Raw genomic sequence first — 16,390 nt, forward strand, 5'->3', positions numbered from 1 at the left:
TCTTCTCCGAGGCAGGTGAAGACTGACGCGGGCCGCTCACACGGGGCACACACGGCGCTGACACGGATTTGGGGACTCGAGGGTGCGTGCGCGAGGATCGAGCGATGAACGGGGATGCGCGGCTTCACGTCACGCTGCTCGGCGCCTTTCAGGCGTCTCGCGGTGACGCCGCACTGCCCGTTCAGGGTGCGCGGTCGCAGGGCCTGCTCGTACGGCTGGCGCTCGCCGGCGGGCGCGCGGTCGAGCCGGGCATCCTGGTCGACGCGATCTGGGCCGAGGACCCGCCGGCCGGCCCGGCCCACGCCCTGCAGGCCCTCGTCTCGCGGCTGCGCCGGACCCTCGGCTCGGCCGGCGACGTCGCGCAGGTCGCGGGCGGCTACCGGCTGGAGGTGGACGCGGCCGACGTGGACGCGCTGCGCTTCGAGCAGCTCACCGCAGCCGGCCGTGACCGCCTGCGCGCCGGCGACCCGCATGCCGCGGCCGCCGTGCTCGGCGAGGCCGTGGCGCTGTGGGACGACCGTCCCGGCGCCGAGCCCGCGGTCGTCGCCGCGGTGGAGCCCGCCGCCGCGACCCGGCTGGCCCACGCCTCGGTCGAGGCCGTCGCCGACCTCGCCGACGCCGAGCTGTCCCTGGGCCGTGCCGACGCGGCCGCCGCCCGCCTGACCGCCCTGCTCGCCGAGCACCCCGTCCACGAGCGGGCGGCCGCGCTGCTCATGGACGCGCTCGCCGCCCAGGGGCGCCAGGCCGAGGCCCTGGCCCTGTACGAGCGGGTCCGCGAGACCCTGGCCGACGCCCTCGGCGCCGACCCGGGCACCGCCCTGCACGAGCGCCACCTGCGCCTGCTGCGCGCCGAGCGGCCCGCCCCGGAAGCCTCGCGGACCAGGTCGGGCAACCTGCCCGCGCCGCTGACCAGCTTCATCGGGCGCGAGGACGACCTGGCCCGGATCGACACGCTGCTCGCCACCGGGCGCCTGGTCACCGTGCTCGGCCCCGGCGGCGCCGGGAAGACCCGGCTCGCGCTGGAGGCCGCCCGTCGCCACCGCCACGAATACCGCGACGGCGCCTGGATGATCGACCTCGCCTCGGTCACCGAGCCGGCCAAGGTCGGCGCGGCCGTGCTCGCCGGGATCGGGCTGCGCGGCGGCGCGATGTTCGAGGCCAGGATGCGGGTCGAGGGCGACGACCTGGACCTACTCGCCGACCGGCTCGGCGGCCGGGAGAGCCTGCTGCTGGTCGACAACTGCGAGCACCTGATCGACGCCGTGGCCCACCTGGTCGCGGCGCTGCTGTCCCGCTGCGCCGGGCTGCGCGTGCTCGCCACCAGCCGCGAACCCCTCGCGGTCGACGGCGAGGCGCTGGTGCCGCTCGGCCCGCTCGCGCTGCCCGAGCCGGACGACGGCGTCGAGCAGGCCCGGCGGGCGGCGTCGGTACGCCTGTTCACCGAGCGGGCCGCGGCCGTGCGCCCGGGCTTCGAGGTGGACGAGGCGACGCTGCCCGAGGTCCGGCGGGTGGTCCGCGGCCTGGACGGGATGCCGCTGGCGCTGGAGCTGGCCGCGGCCCGGCTGCGGACGTTGTCGCTGCCCGAGCTGGCCGACGGGCTGTCCGACCGCTTCCGGCTGCTCACCACCGGCAGCCGCACCGCGCTGCCCCGGCACCGCACGCTGCGCGCGGTCATCGCCTGGAGCTGGCAGCTGCTGAGCGAGCACGAGCGTACGGTCGCCGAACGCGTCTCGATCCTGCCCGGCGGCGTCACGCCTGCCTCGGCCACCGCGCTCTGCGCCGGCACCGCGGTGCCGGCCGCCGAGATCCCCGAGCTGCTCGCGGGCCTGGTCGACCGGTCGCTGCTGCAGCTCGCGCCCGACCCGGGCCGCTACCGCATGCTGGAGACGCTGCGCGCGTACGGCACCGACCGCCTGGCCGAGACGGGCGACCTCGGTGCCGTCCGCGACCTGGCCGCCCGATACTTCGCCGAGCTGATGGCCCGCTACGACCCGCAGCTGCGCGGCCCCGGCCAGCTGGCGGCCATGCGCGTCATCAGCGCCGAGTACGACAACGCGCTGGCCGCCCTGCGCCGGCGGTGCGACACCGGCGACGCCCCCGGCGCGGTCGCTCTCGCCCTGAACCTGACCTGGTACTGGCAGATGTTCGGCCGGCAGCCCGATGCGGCCTACTGGCTGGGCGAGGCACTGGCGGTGCCCGGCGGCGGGCCGACGCCCGCCCGCGACTGCGCGCACGCGATCTACCTGATCGACCGGGTCGAGACCCGGCCGGGGATGACCGCCGAGGAGGTCGCCGACGACCAGGCGCAGATGCGCGAGCTGGCCGACCGGCTGCTCGCGTACCCGGAGCTGCCGGGACCGTACGGCGTGATCACCGCGCTCATACAGGAGGAGAAGACCAGGCTCCCGATCATCGAGCGCCTGGCCGAGGGCGACGACGTCTGGCTGTCCGGGCTGGCCCGCCTGTTCCGGGCCCGGTTCGCCGAGAACGCGGGCGAGCTCGACACGATGCGCACCGACGTGGAGGCGGCCCTGGCCTGCTTCCGGCGGGCCGGCGACCGCTGGGGCCAGGCCGGCGCGCTGCCGATGCGCGCCCAGCTGCGGCAGTACGACGACGACCTCGACGGCGCGCTGGCCGACCTGCACGAGGCCCGGACGCTGGCCGGCGAGTTCGGCTCGCTCAGCCTGCGCGACGAGGTGTACAGGGACCTGCGCTGGATCGACCTGCACCTGCGGCGCGGCGAGACCGACGTGGCGATCGCCATGATCGACTCGACCCGGGAGCGGGCCCGGCGCGCGGCCTCGGACGAGATGCTGATCCTGGTCGACGCGCGGGAGGCCGCCTTCTGGCTGCGGCACGGCGACCTGGACCGGGCACGGCAGCTGCTCGACGACGCCGAACGGGGTCTGCAGGGCGACGTCACGTTCCCCGGTGACCACGTGCGGACGCTGGTAAGCAACGTACGGGCCTCGCTCTGCCTGGAGCTGGGCGACCTGGCCGGCGCGGAGCAGATGCTGGCGAAGGCGTACGCGGCGGCGCTGGAGACCGGGGACCTGCCGATCCTGTCGCTGGTGGCGGTGAACGCGGCCGCGCTCGCCGAGGCGCACGGGCGGCATGACGAGTCGGCCGTGCTGCTCGGTGCCGCCGCCCGGCTGCGCGGCACGCACGACCGCAGCGATCAGCAGGTTCGCGAGCTCACCCGCCGGGGGCGGGCCGCGCTGGGCGAGGAGGCCTTCGCCGCGGCGTACGGGAAGGGTCGCGGGAGTAGAGACGTCTTGGACCGGCATTTCCTCGCTGGTCAGTGAGCCGTCGGGCTGAGGGCGAGTCCCGCTCGCGCGTGCCGGCGAAGGACCCGCGGTGGCCCGTAGCGGGGGCGGGTCAGCGGAGGTCCGTGGACAGGGTGATCTCTTTGTTCTGCTCGATCCCGGCCGCCAGGTTCTCGATCTTCTGGGTCGCCAGCCGCAGCGCATCCGATCCGAGCAGGAGTCGCAGCGGGGCGGGAGTGCGTGAGGCTACGTCAAATGATGGCTTCGGCCGCACGTACGGGGTCGCCGAGCTGATCTCCTTCCATCTTGTTGTGCGCCTCGGTCATGTCGCGAACCGCGGTGTAGGCATCGATGGTGTTCTCGGGCAGTGCGAGAGATCCGCCGCCGAGGAAGCTGGTCCGGAAGTATCCGGGCTCGATGAGAGTGACCGAGATGCCGAACGGCTCGACTTCCTGCGCAAGCGCCTCGGAGAGGCCTTCTACGGCGAATTTGGTCGCGTTGTACAGACCCCATCCGGCCCCGGAGACCAGACCGAAGATGGAGGACATGTTGATGATGCGCCCCCCGCGCTGGGCGCGCATCTGCGGGAGTACGGCACGTGTCACGTTCCAGAGCCCGAAGAAGTTGATGTCGAACATCGCGCGGGCCTCGGCGTCGCTCGTCTCCTCCACGGAGCCGAGCAGGCCGTACCAACAAGTCGCTCGTCCTCGCCGAGGTTCTCACGCAGACGGGCGGTGTCGCGGGCGGTGGCCGCCACGCGGCGCCCGCCGGCCAAGAGCTGCTTGACCAGCTCCAGCCCGAAGCCTTGCGAGGTGCCGGTGATGAACCACGTCGTTCCTGGCGAGTTGGCGTCCGTCGTGGGCATGTCGACGCACCCTTCGAACATATAGATAGCTGGTCCGGTGGATCCGTTCGCTTCGTACGCTAATCGCCCTGAGGGAAAGTCAAAGTAACGCGCGCCTTATCACCGGGTCGTCCAAGGAGGTGGACGTTGGGGTCTGCCCTGCCCGTAGCGGTTGCGTGCTTTTCCGGGTCGGTGAATTCCGACGAAGGACATCGACGTGATCGGGCATGGGATGGAATGCCATTCGGGTAGGTGCTGGTGCAGTCGGCGGCGTCCGGCACGGTGCGGGCTCTTGAACAGGAACTGGGGGTGCGACTGGCACGGAAAGCGATGGGCTGCCTGGTGCGCTGTGAGGGCGGACCTGCGTCGTACGTCCCTTATCGGTACAGGTCAGGCAAAATCGGTTCGAAGTTTTCCACGGCCTATCGAGGACTCTTCGAGCTGACATGTACCGTCGAATCGAGATACGGATATTCGATTCTTATTCACGTCGAAAAATAAAATCTGGCCAACCGTGGAACACGGGCGGAGCGGAGGTCTCGGTTGTGGAGCGTTGGTCGAGGCGTGAGGACGAACGATTGCTCACCGGCGCGGGTCGCTATGTCGCCGATATGCACGTGCCGGGCTGTTTGGACGCCGCTTTTGTGAGAAGCGATGTCGCGCACGGCATATTGCGCGAGGTGGACTGCTCCGTCGCCTGTGAGGTGCCGGGTGTGGTGGGGGCCTGGTCCGCCGCGGAACTCGCGGATCTTCCCGGGTGCCCGGACTCGGCCGCCACGTTGCAGGATCTGCCTCCGGTTCCGCACACGCTGCTGGCCAAGCTGTCCACGGAAGAGGCCGTGGCCGGCCGGGAGTGGCCGGTGCTGGTCAAGGATCGGGTGCGATACTCCGGTGAGGCGCTGGCGGTGGTCGTGGGACAGGACCGCTACCAGGCCGAGGACGGGGCCGCCGAGGTCGTCTTCCAGATTGATCCCCTGCCGGCGGTGGTGTCGCCGTCAGCCGCGGCGGCTGACTCCGTTCGCCTGTTCGACGGTCTGAGCAACATCGCGTTTCTAGGGGAGGCCGGGGAGCCGATCGAGGAGTCGGTGTGGCGGGACGCGGCGGTCGTGGTGGAGGCGCGATATCGCCAGCAACTGCTGATGCCCACGCCGATGGAGTGCCGGGCCATTCTGTGCGTGCCTGGACACGACCGGCTGACCGTGTGGTCGGGGCACCAGATGCCGCACCGGTTGCGCCGGGAACTGGCCGCGTTGCTGGGCTGGCCGGCCGAGCGGATACGGGTCGTGGTGCCGGACACCGGGGGCGCGTTCGGGTCGAAGAGCGCGGCGTTCCCGGAGTTCGTCGCGGTCGCCTTCCTGGCGGTGCGGCTCGGCCGTCCCGTTCGATGGGTGGAGGACCGGCTGGAGTCCATGCTGGTCGCCAGCCGGGGCCGGGGGCAGGATCAGCGGGTCCGGCTCGCCGCGGACGCCGATGGGCGCCTGCTCGCCTACGAGCTGACCATCGACGCCGACGTGGGCGCCTACCCCCACCTCGGGGTCGGCCTGCCCATGCAGACGGCCTGGATGGCGACCGGGCCGTACGCCACGCCCCGGGTTCATGCCGGCGTGCGCTCGGTGCTCACCAACACCATGGTGACCTACCCGTATCGAGGCGCGGGCCGGCCGGAGGCCGCGATCGCGCTGGAGCGGTCGATGGACGTGCTGGCCCGGCGGCTGGGGATGGATCCCGCGGAGCTGCGGCGACGCAACTTCATCTCGCCCGACGACTTCCCGTACCAGACGCCCACCGGGCGGCGCTACGACAGCGGGAACTATGCCGCCGCGCTCGACCTGGCGCTGCAGACCCTCGATTACGACGGGTGGCGGGCCGAACAGGACCGCCGCCGGGCTGATCCTGACGCCCTGCCGGTGGGGATCGGCCTGTCCTGCTACGTGGAGCGCTCTGGAGGCGAACCCGGAGGGCTGCACGAGTTCGTCAGCGTCGAGGCGGGCGAGGACGGCACGTTCACCGCCCGATGCGGCGCCTCCCCCAGCGGCCAGAGCCACGAGACGGTCTTCCCCGCGCTGGTCGCCGAGACCCTCGGCGTGGATGCTGCGCGGGTGCGGCTGGTCGAGGGCGACACCGACGCCCAGCCCGACGGGCTGGGCTCCTTCGCCAGCCGTTCGGCGCAGGTCGACGGAGCGGCGCTGCAGCACGCCGCCACCCTGCTCATCGAGCAGGCGCGCGAGCGGGCCGCAGCCCTGTGGGGGGTGCCGACGGAGGAGGTGGCGTGGTCCCACGGCACCGTGCACCCCGTCCGGGACGGCTCGGCGGCCATGGACCTGTCCGAACTGGTGAAGGCGACCGGGCCGATGCGCGTGGACGACCGGTTCGAGGCGGGCATGGCCTTCCCGTTCGGCGCCCACGCGGCCGTGGTCGAGGTCGATCCGGAGCTGGGCACCGTACGCGTGCTGCGGGTGGTGGCCGTGGACGACTGCGGACGGGTGCTCAACCCCATGGTGGTGCACGGGCAGGCCTTCGGATCGGTCGTGCAGGGCATCGGCCAGGCACTCTACGAGGGCATCCCCTTCGACCAGGACGGCGTTCCCCTGCTGGCCAACGGCCTGCTGGACTACCTGCTGCCGACGTTCACCGAGATCCCGCCCATCGAGATCAAGGACACCTGCACGCCGAGCCCCACCACACCGCTGGGTGCCAAAGGGGCGGGCGAGTCGGGCTGCATCGGCACGCCGGCGGCGATCGTCAACGCCGTGGCGGACGCGCTGCGCGTCGCCGACCCCGACCTGCTGCAGATGCCGCTCACCCCGGACGTGGTGTGGCGAGCGGCCCGCGCCCCGAAACTGGAGGAGATCCGGTGAAGCCCGCCGCCTTCGACTACGTCGCGCCGCGCACCGTGCACGAGGCCGTCGACGCGCTCGCCGGCAACGGGCGCAAGACCCAGGTCCTGGCCGGTGGACAGAGCCTCATCCTGGAGATGCACCTGCAACGCATCCGCCCTGAACTGATCGTCGACATCAACCGCGTCGCCGAGCTCGACCGCATGGACGTGCAACTGGACGGGGACGACAGCACCTTGCGGATCGGCGCCCTGATCCGCCACGACGCCTTCGAGTCGGAGCAGGCCGTGCCGGGCCCGATCGGCAGGCTGTTCGCGCGCGCTGTCGCCAACATCGCCCACCCGCCCATCCGCTCCCGCGGAACCATGGTCGGCAGCCTCGCCTGGGCGCACCCCGCCTCGGAATGGTGCGCCCTCGCCCTCGCGCTCGACGCCGACCTCGAGCTGCACGGCACCGGCGGCCCACGCGAGATTCCGGCCCGCGACTACTTTCATGGGCCGTTCCAGACCGCCCGCAGGCCGGACGAGCTCATCACCGCCGTGCGGTTCCCGCTGCTCACCGGCGACACCGGGGTCGGCTTCATCGAGCACCGGCGCACGCACTTCTGCTTCGCCCAGGTGGCCGTGGCGGCGACGCTCACCGCACGCGACGGGGTGATCATCGGGGCCAGGATCGGACTCGTCAACTGCGCCGACAGGCCGGTGCGGGCCAGGGCCGCCGAGCGGGCGCTGATCGGTGCCGACCTCGCGCCCCCGGCAGGACGCCGGGTGCCCGGCGACCACCCGTTCGCCCGGGCGGGCCGCATCGCCGCCGAGCAGGACGCGGCTCCCGTGGCCGAGCCGTACGCGGACGTGGAGTACCGGCGGCAGGCCATCGCCGTCCTGGTCGGCAGGACCCTGCGCGAGGCGGCGCGAGATCAGCGCGCGCGGGTCGCCGCGAGCGAGGGAGGCCACTGATGAAGATCACTCTCACGGTGAACGGCGAGCAATACCCACTCGACGTGGAGCCCCGCCGGGTGCTGGCCGACGTGCTGCGTGACGACTGCCGTCTTACCGGCACGCATCTGGGCTGCGAGCACGGCGTCTGCGGGGCGTGCACGGTGCTGGTCGACGGCCGGGCCGTGCGATCGTGCCTCATGCTGGCCGTGCAGTGTGACGGCAGTTCGGTGCGTACCGTGGAAGGGCTGGCCGGTCCCGACGGCGAGCCCCATCCCCTGCAGCGGGCTTTCTCCGCCGAGCACGCCCTGCAGTGCGGCTTCTGCACGCCGGGCTTCTTGATGGTGGCCGCCGGGGCGCTGGAGCGCGATCCCGGCATCGGCGACGACCCGGAGCGCGTCGCCGCCCTGGTCGGCTCCAACATCTGCCGGTGTACCGGCTACGAACCCATCAGACGCGCGATCACGCGCGCCGCACGCGAGTGGCCGGGCAAGCCAACCTGAGACAACCCGCGCGAACGCGACGGCGACGACGGCCGCCCTAGAAGCCAGGAGCGCCGGCCCGGCCGCTGCGTGATCGTGCCATTGTGCACACCATGCTGAGCACTAGGCTGCGCCGCGCCGAGAACGCCGGCGTGGACCTGGCCCGGTTGGAGCCACGCGCCCCCGCCCAGCTACGGCGGGTGAAGAAGGCCAAGCTGAGCGGGGTGCGCGGCAAGGGCCGCACCAGCCGCAGCGCCTTCCTCGGCCTGGACGCCTGCACCGCGCCGGCCGAGCGCCTCGAGCACGAACGCGGCCTCGACCTCACGCCCGAGGCGGCCGCGCCGTTTCTGGCAGCCTCCTCCATCGCCGCCCGCCGGCCCGGCGGACGATCGCCAAGGGCGGAGCCCGGCTGGAGTTGGATCACTACCTGGAGGCTCTGGCGCACAAGCCGGGCGCGCTGCCCGGCGCCACCGCGCTGGAGCAGGCCCGGGCCGCGGGAACGTTCACCGCCGCCCATGAGGCGTGGTGGGCGGCGGCGCGGCGCAAGCACGGGGATGCGGCCGGCACCCGGGCGCTGATCGAGGTACTGCTGCTGCACCGGCAAATGGAGCATCGGCATGTGGCGGCCGGGATCGCGGCCGCGCTGAGGGTGGGCGCACTGACCGCCGATGCCGTCGCGCTGGAGGCCCGCAAGATCGCCGAGGCCGATGACGGGGTCGACTTGCTCCCGCCGCCGCCCTGGCCGCGGCGGCCGGCCTGGCTGGATGAGCCCGCGGTGGTGTCGCTGACCACCCGGCGGCTGGCTCAGTTGCCGCCCGATACCCGGCCGCTGCCGTCGGTGGCGGTCTATGACCAGTTGCTGCGCCGCCGGCCCGGCGGCGGGCCGGCCTGCGAGGGAGCGCTGCCATGACGACTTTTCACCGCCGCGGGTTGACCGAGGAAGCGGCCGAGGCCTCGATCTATCAGGCCTGCCAGCGGTTGCGGCTGCCGACCATGCGCGGCCAGTTCGCCGATCTGGCCGCCCAGGCCGCCCGTGAGCAGATGAGCTATCTGGGCTTTTTGGCCGAGCCGCTGATAGTGCGACTACCGGGCCCGAAGGGCGTCGGAGCGGCGGATCAAGATGGCGAGTTTTCCTCGGCAGAAGTCGCTGCGCGAGTTCGACTTCGACGCCAACGCCAACGTCGACCCAGGCCGTCATCCACACGCTGGCCACCTGCGAGTGGGTACGCAAGCACCAGCCGCTGTGTCTGATCGGCGACTCAGGAACCGGCAAGTCGCATCTGCTCATCGCGCTGGGCACCGAGGCCGCGATGGCCGGGTTCAAGGTCAAGTACACGCTGGCCGCCAAGCTGGTCAACGAGCTGGTCGAGGCCGCCGATGAGAAGGTGCTGACCAAGACCATCGCCCGCTACGGCCGCGTCGACCTCCTTTGCCTGGATGAGCTCGGCTATATGGAGCTTGATCGCCGCGGAGCCGAACTGCTGTTCCAGGTTCTCACCGAAAGGGAGGAGACCAACAGTATCGCGATCGCCTCAAACGAGTCGTTTTCGGGATGGACCAAGACATTCACCGAACCGCGGCTCTGCGCCGCCATCGTGGACCGGCTCACCTACGGCGGCAACATCATCGAGACCGGCACCGAGTCCTACCGGCTCGCCCAGACCACTCGCGCCCAAGCAGAAGCCGCCGCCGCGAACACGGCCGCCGGCTGACCCCTTCTTTCTGCCCTTCCTCGACACTGCCTGGCCCCGCCGCTGGGAGGAACGGGTCAAGATGCAGCGCCCGCAGGCGAAGCCGAGGACGAACGATCTTGACGCGGGACGAGCAGCGACGACCATCAACGGCGTCGAGGAAGAGCCCCGGTGATGGCGGCAGCGCCCCAGTGATAGGACACATGACCTTTGAGACTTCCGGAGACGACGATGAGTGACGACAGGCAACAGCATGAGACGGGAGAAGCGGCCCGGCGGGATCGAGTTGCGGCACGACGCGATGCAGCCGGCCAGGAGCGGGACCGGGTAGCATCGCGGCGCGATGAGGCGGCTCAGCAGCGCGATCAGGACGCCGACGCGCACGCGCAGCAACAAGGGGTGCAGCCCGCGGAAGAAGATGCCGCCGACCGGAGTCTGCACGACCTGCTCTGGGCGGCCGAACTGCGCGACCGCGCCGCCGAGCAACGTGACCAGGCCGCCGCCGAGCGCGAGCAAAATCGGCAGGACCGTGAGAGGGTATCGCCGAACTCCTGGAGCCCTCGTCGCTCATCGCGAGCGCTCCACACCGCCGCCTCGACCGGCGGCCCCGGCAGGAGGACACGCTCCTCGCCATGGCGGCCCGGCAGATGTCCGGCCAGCCCGCCGGAGTCAGTCTGGCCGCTCTGGTGCCGCAGACCGGATGTACACCGGTCAGCTGGATCGCCACCTCAGGCGGGCAGGTCGCGATCCAGCCGGGGTAGGCAGCATCGAGAGGCGACGACGGCCAGCTGGCCGAGCCGCACGTGCGGGTCAGGCGGGTCGATCTCAACGCGTCGCACCGTTTGCGCCCTGACGGTGTCGTTGCGTCACATCGACGATCGATGACGGCAAGGGGCGCGTCGTGCCCCTCCTCCATACGGTGGTGACATGGGCCGGCCGTGTCCTGGCCGAAGCTGTTGCCAACCATTTGAATGACCGTTTAAGATTTTGATTGTGCCATCAGAAAGTCGAACGTTCATTGAAGAGGCGCGGCGGGCCCAGATCATCGAGTGCGCCATCGACGCCATCGCCACCCTCGGGTACGCGCAGACGTCGCTGGCGAAGATCGCGCAGCTGGCGAAGATCTCCCCCGGATCGATCTCCTACCATTTCGGGAGCAAGGACGAGCTCATCCAGGCCGTCGTCAGCGAGGTCGCCAGGCTGGCGACCGAGATGATGGAGCCGGCCATCGTCGCGCAGCCCACGGCGACTGACGCGCTGCGCGTCTACCTGGAGACGAACCTGGCGTTCATGGGCCGCCACCGCAAGCCGCTGCTGGCGCTGGTGGAGATCATCACGCACGCACGCGGCGGCACCGACACCCCGGGCCCGTACACGGCGCAGCACGAGATCGCGCTTCAGGACATCGAGAAGGTGCTGGCCTGGGGGCAGAAGAGCGGGGAGTTCCGCGACTTCGATCTGCGTTCGACGGCCATCGCGATCCGAGGAGCGGTGGACGCCGTGCCCGCCCAGCTGTTGCAGAACCCAGAGCTCGACCTGGAGCTGCTGGCTCGGGAACTGACCACCCTGTTCACGATCGCCACGCGGAGGCAGCCATGACGGCGGCACTCGAACCGGCCGCTCTCGATCTGGCCGCTCTCGATCTGGCCGGTCTCACCAAGACGTTCGGCACGAACGCCGCCGTGGACCACCTCGACCTGACCATCCCGCAGGGATCCTTCTACGGCCTGGTCGGGCAGAACGGGGCGGGCAAGACCACCACCCTGTCGATGGCCGTCGGGCTGGTGCGGCCCGACAGCGGCACCGCGCGGATCTTCGGGACCGACGTCTGGGCCGATCCGCGGCACCGGGCCAAGAGGCTGGTGGGCGTCCTGCCCGACGGCCTGGCGATGCCTGAGCGGCTGACCGGGCGGGAGGTGCTGACCTACCTCGGCCTGCTGCGCGGACTGCCCGAGCCGTTGGTGGCCGAACGGGCCGGTGAACTGCTGGAGGTGCTGGAGCTGGACCAGGCCGGCAGCACGCTGGTGATCGAGTACTCGACCGGCATGCGCAAGAAGATCGGGCTGGCCACGGCGCTGCTGCACGCGCCCAGGCTGCTGGTACTGGACGAGCCGTTCGAGGCGGTGGACCCGATCTCGGCGGCGACGATCAAGCAGATCCTGCGCGCCTTCGTGGCGGGCGGCGGCTCGGTGGTGCTGTCCAGTCACGTGATGGCGCTGGTCGAGCAGCTGTGCGACCACGTCGCGGTGATCGACAAGGGCAAGGTCGTGGCGGCGGGCACGCTGGAGGAGGTCAGCGGTGGCGGCTCGCTGGAGGAGCGGTTCGTGGACCTCGTCGCGACCGGCGACCGTGCCGCGATGAAGGGGCTGACGTGGCTGCCGAGCTGATCATGGTACGGATGAAGACCGCCGTACTGCGGCACTCCCTGACCGGCCGCCGTGCCGGGATCGTGGCCACAGGCGGGCTGCTCGGGATCGCGCTGGCGGGCGGCACGATCGTGCTGGCCCTGTCCGCGCCCGCGCTGCTGCCCGCCGCCTACGCCGTGTGGATGCTCGGCTGGATGCTGGGGCCCGTCTTCGCCGGAGGCGGGGACGAGACGTTGCGGCCCGAGTACTTCGCCCTGCTGGGATTACCGCCGCGGCGGCTGGCCAGGGCACTGCTGGCGTCGGCGTTCGTCGGGGTGGCGCCCGCGGCGAGCCTGCTCGCGCTGGGCGGGCTGCTGGTCGAGGGGGTACGGCACGGCGCCGGAGCCGCCGTCGTGGCCGTGCCCGCGATGGTGCTGCACCTGGCCATGTTCGTGCTGCTGTCGAAAGTGGCCGTGGCGGTGCTCGCGATCGTGCTGCGCTCGCGGCTGGGCGCGGTGCTGGCCGGGGTGATCAACGCGACGATCCTGGCGGCGCTCGGGCAGGGCTGGGTGTTCGCGGTGGCGTTCGGCGTGAACGGGACGGTGCCGCAGTTCGTCAGGTATCTGCCGTCCGGATGGGGGGTGCTGGCCGTCCAGGGCGACTGGCGGCGGGCGGTGATGGCACTGGCCGCGATGGCGCTGCTGGTGGCCCTCCTGCTGGCCGCATGGGCCGCGCTGCTGGCCAGGCGTACGAGCGCGAACCGGACCAACGGACGAGCGCCCACACCGACAGGTCGCCGAGAGGGCGGCCAGCCGAAAGACAGGCAGGCGGTGCCGCAGAGCCGGGTCGTGCTGGGCAAGGAGCTGCGGACCTGGTCGCGTGACCTGCTGCGCACCCACCAGCTCACCTTCGCTCTCGCCTACGGCCTGGCGTTCGCCGCCGCCCCGCTCATTCTCGGCTGGCCCGGCATGCTCTGCTGGGCGGGTCCAATCTTCGTCGCCATGGCCGCGGGCATGTCCGCCAACCTCTACAGCGGTGACGGCACCGCCTTGTGGCTCACCCTCATGATCCCGGACGCCAAGGACGTACGAGGCAGGCAACTGGCCTGGCTGGCGACCGTCGGCCCGCCCGCGACCGCCCTGACCGTGACGCTGACGGCGCTGGTGGACGGCCCGTGGCCGATGGTGCTCGCCCTCCTGGTGGCACTGCTGGGTGGCGGAGCCGGGCTGGTGCCGCTGATGTCGGTGTACGCGCTGGTCCCCGGCACCGACCCGCACCGCAGGCCGGGCAACCCGCTGCGCTCCACCGACGACGACGGCTCGGCCAGCGGCCTGGTGTACGCCATGCTCGCCCTGTGCGCGCTCACCGCCGCCCCCGCCGCACTGGTGGCCTGGCTGTACGGCTGGCCGGGCGTCGCCGTGGGCCTGCTGACCGGCCTCTCGTGCGCCTGGGGCCTCGGCCACCTGGCCCAGCGGCGACTGAGCACACACGGCCCCGAACTGCTCCACCTGATGCGGACCGGCCGCCCGCCCACCACCGCCAAGACCCCGCAGAACCTGCCCAGACGCGAGCAGATCATCACCGCCATCTGCTGGGGCTTCGGCGCGATCCCGCTCATCCCGCAAGGCATCGTGCCAGGCATCCTCAAGGTGACCGGGACCGGGTCACGCGGCTGGTTCCTGGCCCTGTACCTGCCCGAATGGCTGCAATGGCCGACCATCGTGTGCATGACGCTGCTCGGCCTGACCATGTACGGCCTCGGCCTGTGGATCCCACGCCGGCACCGCAGGCAGCCGTAACGCTCCGGCGACCGAGCCTCACCTAACAGGACCACCCGATCGGGCCTAGCGGGCGGCCCGAGCCAATCGAAGAGGACCAGGGCGAGCGTTACGGGGTGTATTCGTCGTGGCGGCGGACCCAGGCCATCGGGTAGGACAGGTCGTCCTCGTTGCGTCCGCGGGGTGCGCGGTCGAGGAGCTGGTAGGCGGCGATCATGGAGTCGGCGCCGCGGGCGTAGCTGGAGTAGGTGTGGTGGACGGTGCCGTCCTGGAGGGCGAACGCGCTCATCCCGGGCAGCTCGGCGGCCGGGTGCGGCTCCGGCCGGAAGTTGTAGGTGGCGCCGTTGGCCTGTTGCTCGGGCGTGAACGAGACGCGGAAGTCGTAGTTGAAGTCGCTGCCGTGGGAGGAGACCCAGGTGAACCGCCAGCCCATCCGCCGCCTGTAGGCGTTGATCTTCTCCAGTGGCGCGCGGGAAACGCTGATGAGGGTCACGTCGCGGCTGTTGAGGTGGGGGATGGCGGCGTCGAAGCGGTCAGCGAGCAGCTGGCGCAGCCGGCGTCGGAGCCGGGATGGAACATGAAGTGCTTGACCAGCAGCTGGGACCGTCCGTCGAACAACTCGGCCAGCGTGGGAAGGTCGCGGCGCAGGCGGGCCAGGTGGTCGCCGTTGCGGCTGTGTGCGGCGCCACTCTCATCGACTTCGACTGGATCGACGCCCACATCTCCACCGCCGAATTCAGCCGCGCCCACTTCATTGGGGACGCCCGGTTTTTGCGCGCGACCTTCGGCGAAAGGGCCTCGTTCAAGGTGACCTCATTCGAGGCGGCGACCTTCACCGGGTACGCCGACTCCGGCGAGGCGACCTTCGGCGGAGGGGCCCGGTTCGAGGGGGCGACCTTCGCAGATACAGCCTGGTTCGGGTGGGCGACCATGTGGGGCGCCGACTTCAGGAGGGTGACCTTCGCCGGAAACGCCTACTTCGAGGAAGCGAGCATCCCCGGGAGCACCTCGTTCGAGGCGTCGACTTATACCGGGGACGCCAACTTCACGGGAATGGGTGCCGCGGGGGAGGTCAGGTTCGCGAATGCGACAGCCGATCCTTCAGGTAATCACGTGTGGCCGGACGGGTGGCATCTGCAGGTGACATCCGAGGGCGTGGGGCGTCTGATGTGGGCGCCCGGGGGCGAGAACCCCTGACCGGTCGGGTCGGGTTCGGCGCGCAGACCGCACAGTGCTTCAATTCTGCTCGGCATCGATCTCGGGGCGCGGCGCGCTGACCTGTGCAAACGCCCGGCGCGGATCGAGGCATCGACGGGCCCCCGACGTGACCGCCTGGTGCCGCCGGGCCGTCGCCAAGTACATCGCGCCCGCCCCCGACCCGGTCGCGACCGGCATCGCCGGGTTCCGTCCTCAGGACACCTGACGAACCGGGCGGGCTCCCTGCACGACCGAACCCCCGGCCGGAGCCGGGGGTTCCTCTTTTCCAAGGTCGTTTGAGGCGTGCTGCTGTTGATCGCCTGGCTGTGGTCGGTCTAGTCGGCGATCCTGGCGTATTGGTAGCTGGTCTGGCCGTTCTCGTCGCCGCTGTGCTGGCGGCCGGTCATGACCTCGTAGTCGCCGGCCTTGGAGTAGCTGCTGCTTTCCCGCTGTCCCGGGGTCCAGCGGTAGGAGGTCAGTTCGACGGTCCGCCCCCACGCGGTCAGGGAGGCGGTGGCGTAGCGGGTGGGGCCGTTCTCGTCGCCGGAGTGCTGGCGGCCGACCAGGGCCTCGTTGGTCGGGGCGGCGAAGAAGGAGTTGCTTTCGCGCTGGGAGTCGCTCCAGGACGGTGTGCCAACCCTGACTTGCTGCCCGTCGATGAGGATCAGGCCGCAGTAGTAGGTGGTGTTGCCGTTCTCGTCGCCGTAGTGGTCGCGGCCGAGCAGGACCTGGTTGGTCGGGCAGGTCACGGGGACGCCGGACGATTCCTTCACCGTCTGGGTGTAGCCGTCGATGATGATGATCTCCGCCGCGTGGGCCGGGTTGGCCGGTGAGAGTCCGGCGAGGGCCAGGGCGAGGAGTGTGCCGGTGAGGACGGCGCGGGTTGGGCGGATGTGTCGCATGGGGGTCTCCGGTGCCTGACGGGCCATATCCATGGCAGCGTCACTAACAGTAACTACACCATTACATTACGTGTCCATGGTCTTGGCAATCGGCGCCGCCCTGGCTAGCGCAC

At 71.2% G+C, this 16,390-nt stretch carries 12 protein-coding genes and 2 pseudogenes; 11 read left to right on the plus strand and 3 right to left on the minus strand.

The window, feature by feature from the left end; translation table 11 throughout:
- The first annotated feature begins 104 nt into the window (after positions 1-104).
- Positions 105-3,305, plus strand: coding sequence for a BTAD domain-containing putative transcriptional regulator (locus tag ABZX61_RS44520; protein ID WP_355203733.1), 3,201 nt, complete (start codon positions 105-107; stop codon positions 3,303-3,305).
- Positions 3,306-3,517: 212 nt separating this feature from the next.
- Here the strand turns inward: ABZX61_RS44520 and ABZX61_RS44525 are convergent, their stop codons facing one another.
- Positions 3,518-3,937: an SDR family NAD(P)-dependent oxidoreductase gene (locus tag ABZX61_RS44525; RefSeq protein WP_355203736.1), complete on the minus strand. Its 420-nt coding sequence runs from the start codon at positions 3,935-3,937 to the stop codon at positions 3,518-3,520.
- A 619-nt stretch (positions 3,938-4,556) separates the two neighbouring features.
- On the opposite strand from ABZX61_RS44525, the gene ABZX61_RS44530 reads away from it, so the two are divergent.
- The 9 genes and pseudogenes from ABZX61_RS44530 to ABZX61_RS44570 all read left to right on the plus strand — a co-directional run bounded on the left by ABZX61_RS44530 (position 4,557) and on the right by ABZX61_RS44570 (position 14,199).
- Positions 4,557-6,968 carry a xanthine dehydrogenase family protein molybdopterin-binding subunit gene (locus tag ABZX61_RS44530; protein ID WP_355203738.1) on the plus strand — a complete coding sequence of 804 codons (2,412 nt, stop codon included), beginning with the start codon at positions 4,557-4,559 and terminating at the stop codon, positions 6,966-6,968.
- Positions 6,965-7,903 carry an FAD binding domain-containing protein gene (locus ABZX61_RS44535; RefSeq protein WP_355203741.1) on the plus strand — a complete coding sequence of 313 codons (939 nt, stop codon included), beginning with the start codon at positions 6,965-6,967 and terminating at the stop codon, positions 7,901-7,903. The genes ABZX61_RS44530 and ABZX61_RS44535 overlap by 4 nt, the downstream gene beginning before the upstream one ends.
- On the plus strand, positions 7,903-8,385 hold the full coding sequence (locus ABZX61_RS44540) for a (2Fe-2S)-binding protein (RefSeq protein WP_350742241.1): 483 nt from the start codon (positions 7,903-7,905) through the stop codon (positions 8,383-8,385). Before ABZX61_RS44535 ends, ABZX61_RS44540 begins: the two co-directional genes overlap by 1 nt.
- 388 nt (positions 8,386-8,773) lie before the next feature.
- Positions 8,774-9,274, plus strand: a pseudogene (locus tag ABZX61_RS44545) (IS21 family transposase); the annotation flags it as partial.
- A complete protein-coding gene (locus tag ABZX61_RS44550; RefSeq protein WP_355203744.1) occupies positions 9,271-9,615 on the plus strand; it encodes a hypothetical protein in 345 nt (114 codons plus the stop codon). The pseudogene ABZX61_RS44545 and the gene ABZX61_RS44550, both read left to right, overlap by 4 nt.
- Complete coding sequence (locus ABZX61_RS44555; RefSeq protein ID WP_355203985.1) at positions 9,570-10,076, plus strand: ATP-binding protein; 507 nt, start codon at positions 9,570-9,572, stop codon at positions 10,074-10,076. Before ABZX61_RS44550 ends, ABZX61_RS44555 begins: the two co-directional genes overlap by 46 nt.
- Before the next feature lie 972 nt (positions 10,077-11,048).
- Positions 11,049-11,654, plus strand: coding sequence for a TetR/AcrR family transcriptional regulator (locus tag ABZX61_RS44560; RefSeq protein WP_355203747.1), 606 nt, complete (start codon positions 11,049-11,051; stop codon positions 11,652-11,654).
- Positions 11,651-12,442 (plus strand): ABC transporter ATP-binding protein, encoded by a 792-nt coding sequence (locus ABZX61_RS44565; protein WP_355203750.1) that lies wholly within the window; start codon positions 11,651-11,653, stop codon positions 12,440-12,442. The genes ABZX61_RS44560 and ABZX61_RS44565 overlap by 4 nt, the downstream gene beginning before the upstream one ends.
- Complete coding sequence (locus ABZX61_RS44570) at positions 12,427-14,199, plus strand: hypothetical protein (protein ID WP_355203753.1); 1,773 nt, start codon at positions 12,427-12,429, stop codon at positions 14,197-14,199. The genes ABZX61_RS44565 and ABZX61_RS44570 overlap by 16 nt, the downstream gene beginning before the upstream one ends.
- An 88-nt stretch (positions 14,200-14,287) precedes the next feature.
- Here ABZX61_RS44570 and ABZX61_RS44575 read toward each other — a convergent pair.
- Positions 14,288-14,757: pseudogene (locus ABZX61_RS44575) on the minus strand (DUF899 family protein).
- Between ABZX61_RS44575 and ABZX61_RS44580 the strand changes: the two are divergent.
- Positions 14,749-15,375 carry a pentapeptide repeat-containing protein gene (locus ABZX61_RS44580; RefSeq protein WP_355203756.1) on the plus strand — a complete coding sequence of 209 codons (627 nt, stop codon included), beginning with the start codon at positions 14,749-14,751 and terminating at the stop codon, positions 15,373-15,375. The pseudogene ABZX61_RS44575 and the gene ABZX61_RS44580 sit on opposite strands and share 9 nt — an antisense overlap.
- 335 nt (positions 15,376-15,710) lie before the next feature.
- On the opposite strand, the gene ABZX61_RS44585 is transcribed toward ABZX61_RS44580, so the two are convergent.
- Positions 15,711-16,277 carry a hypothetical protein gene (locus ABZX61_RS44585; RefSeq protein ID WP_355203759.1) on the minus strand — a complete coding sequence of 189 codons (567 nt, stop codon included), beginning with the start codon at positions 16,275-16,277 and terminating at the stop codon, positions 15,711-15,713.
- Positions 16,278-16,390: the final 113 nt, after the last annotated feature.

Origin of the sequence: Nonomuraea sp. NPDC003709 (assembly GCF_040610775.1) — a bacterium.
In the GTDB taxonomy this organism is placed as follows: domain Bacteria; phylum Actinomycetota; class Actinomycetes; order Streptosporangiales; family Streptosporangiaceae; genus Nonomuraea; species Nonomuraea angiospora_A.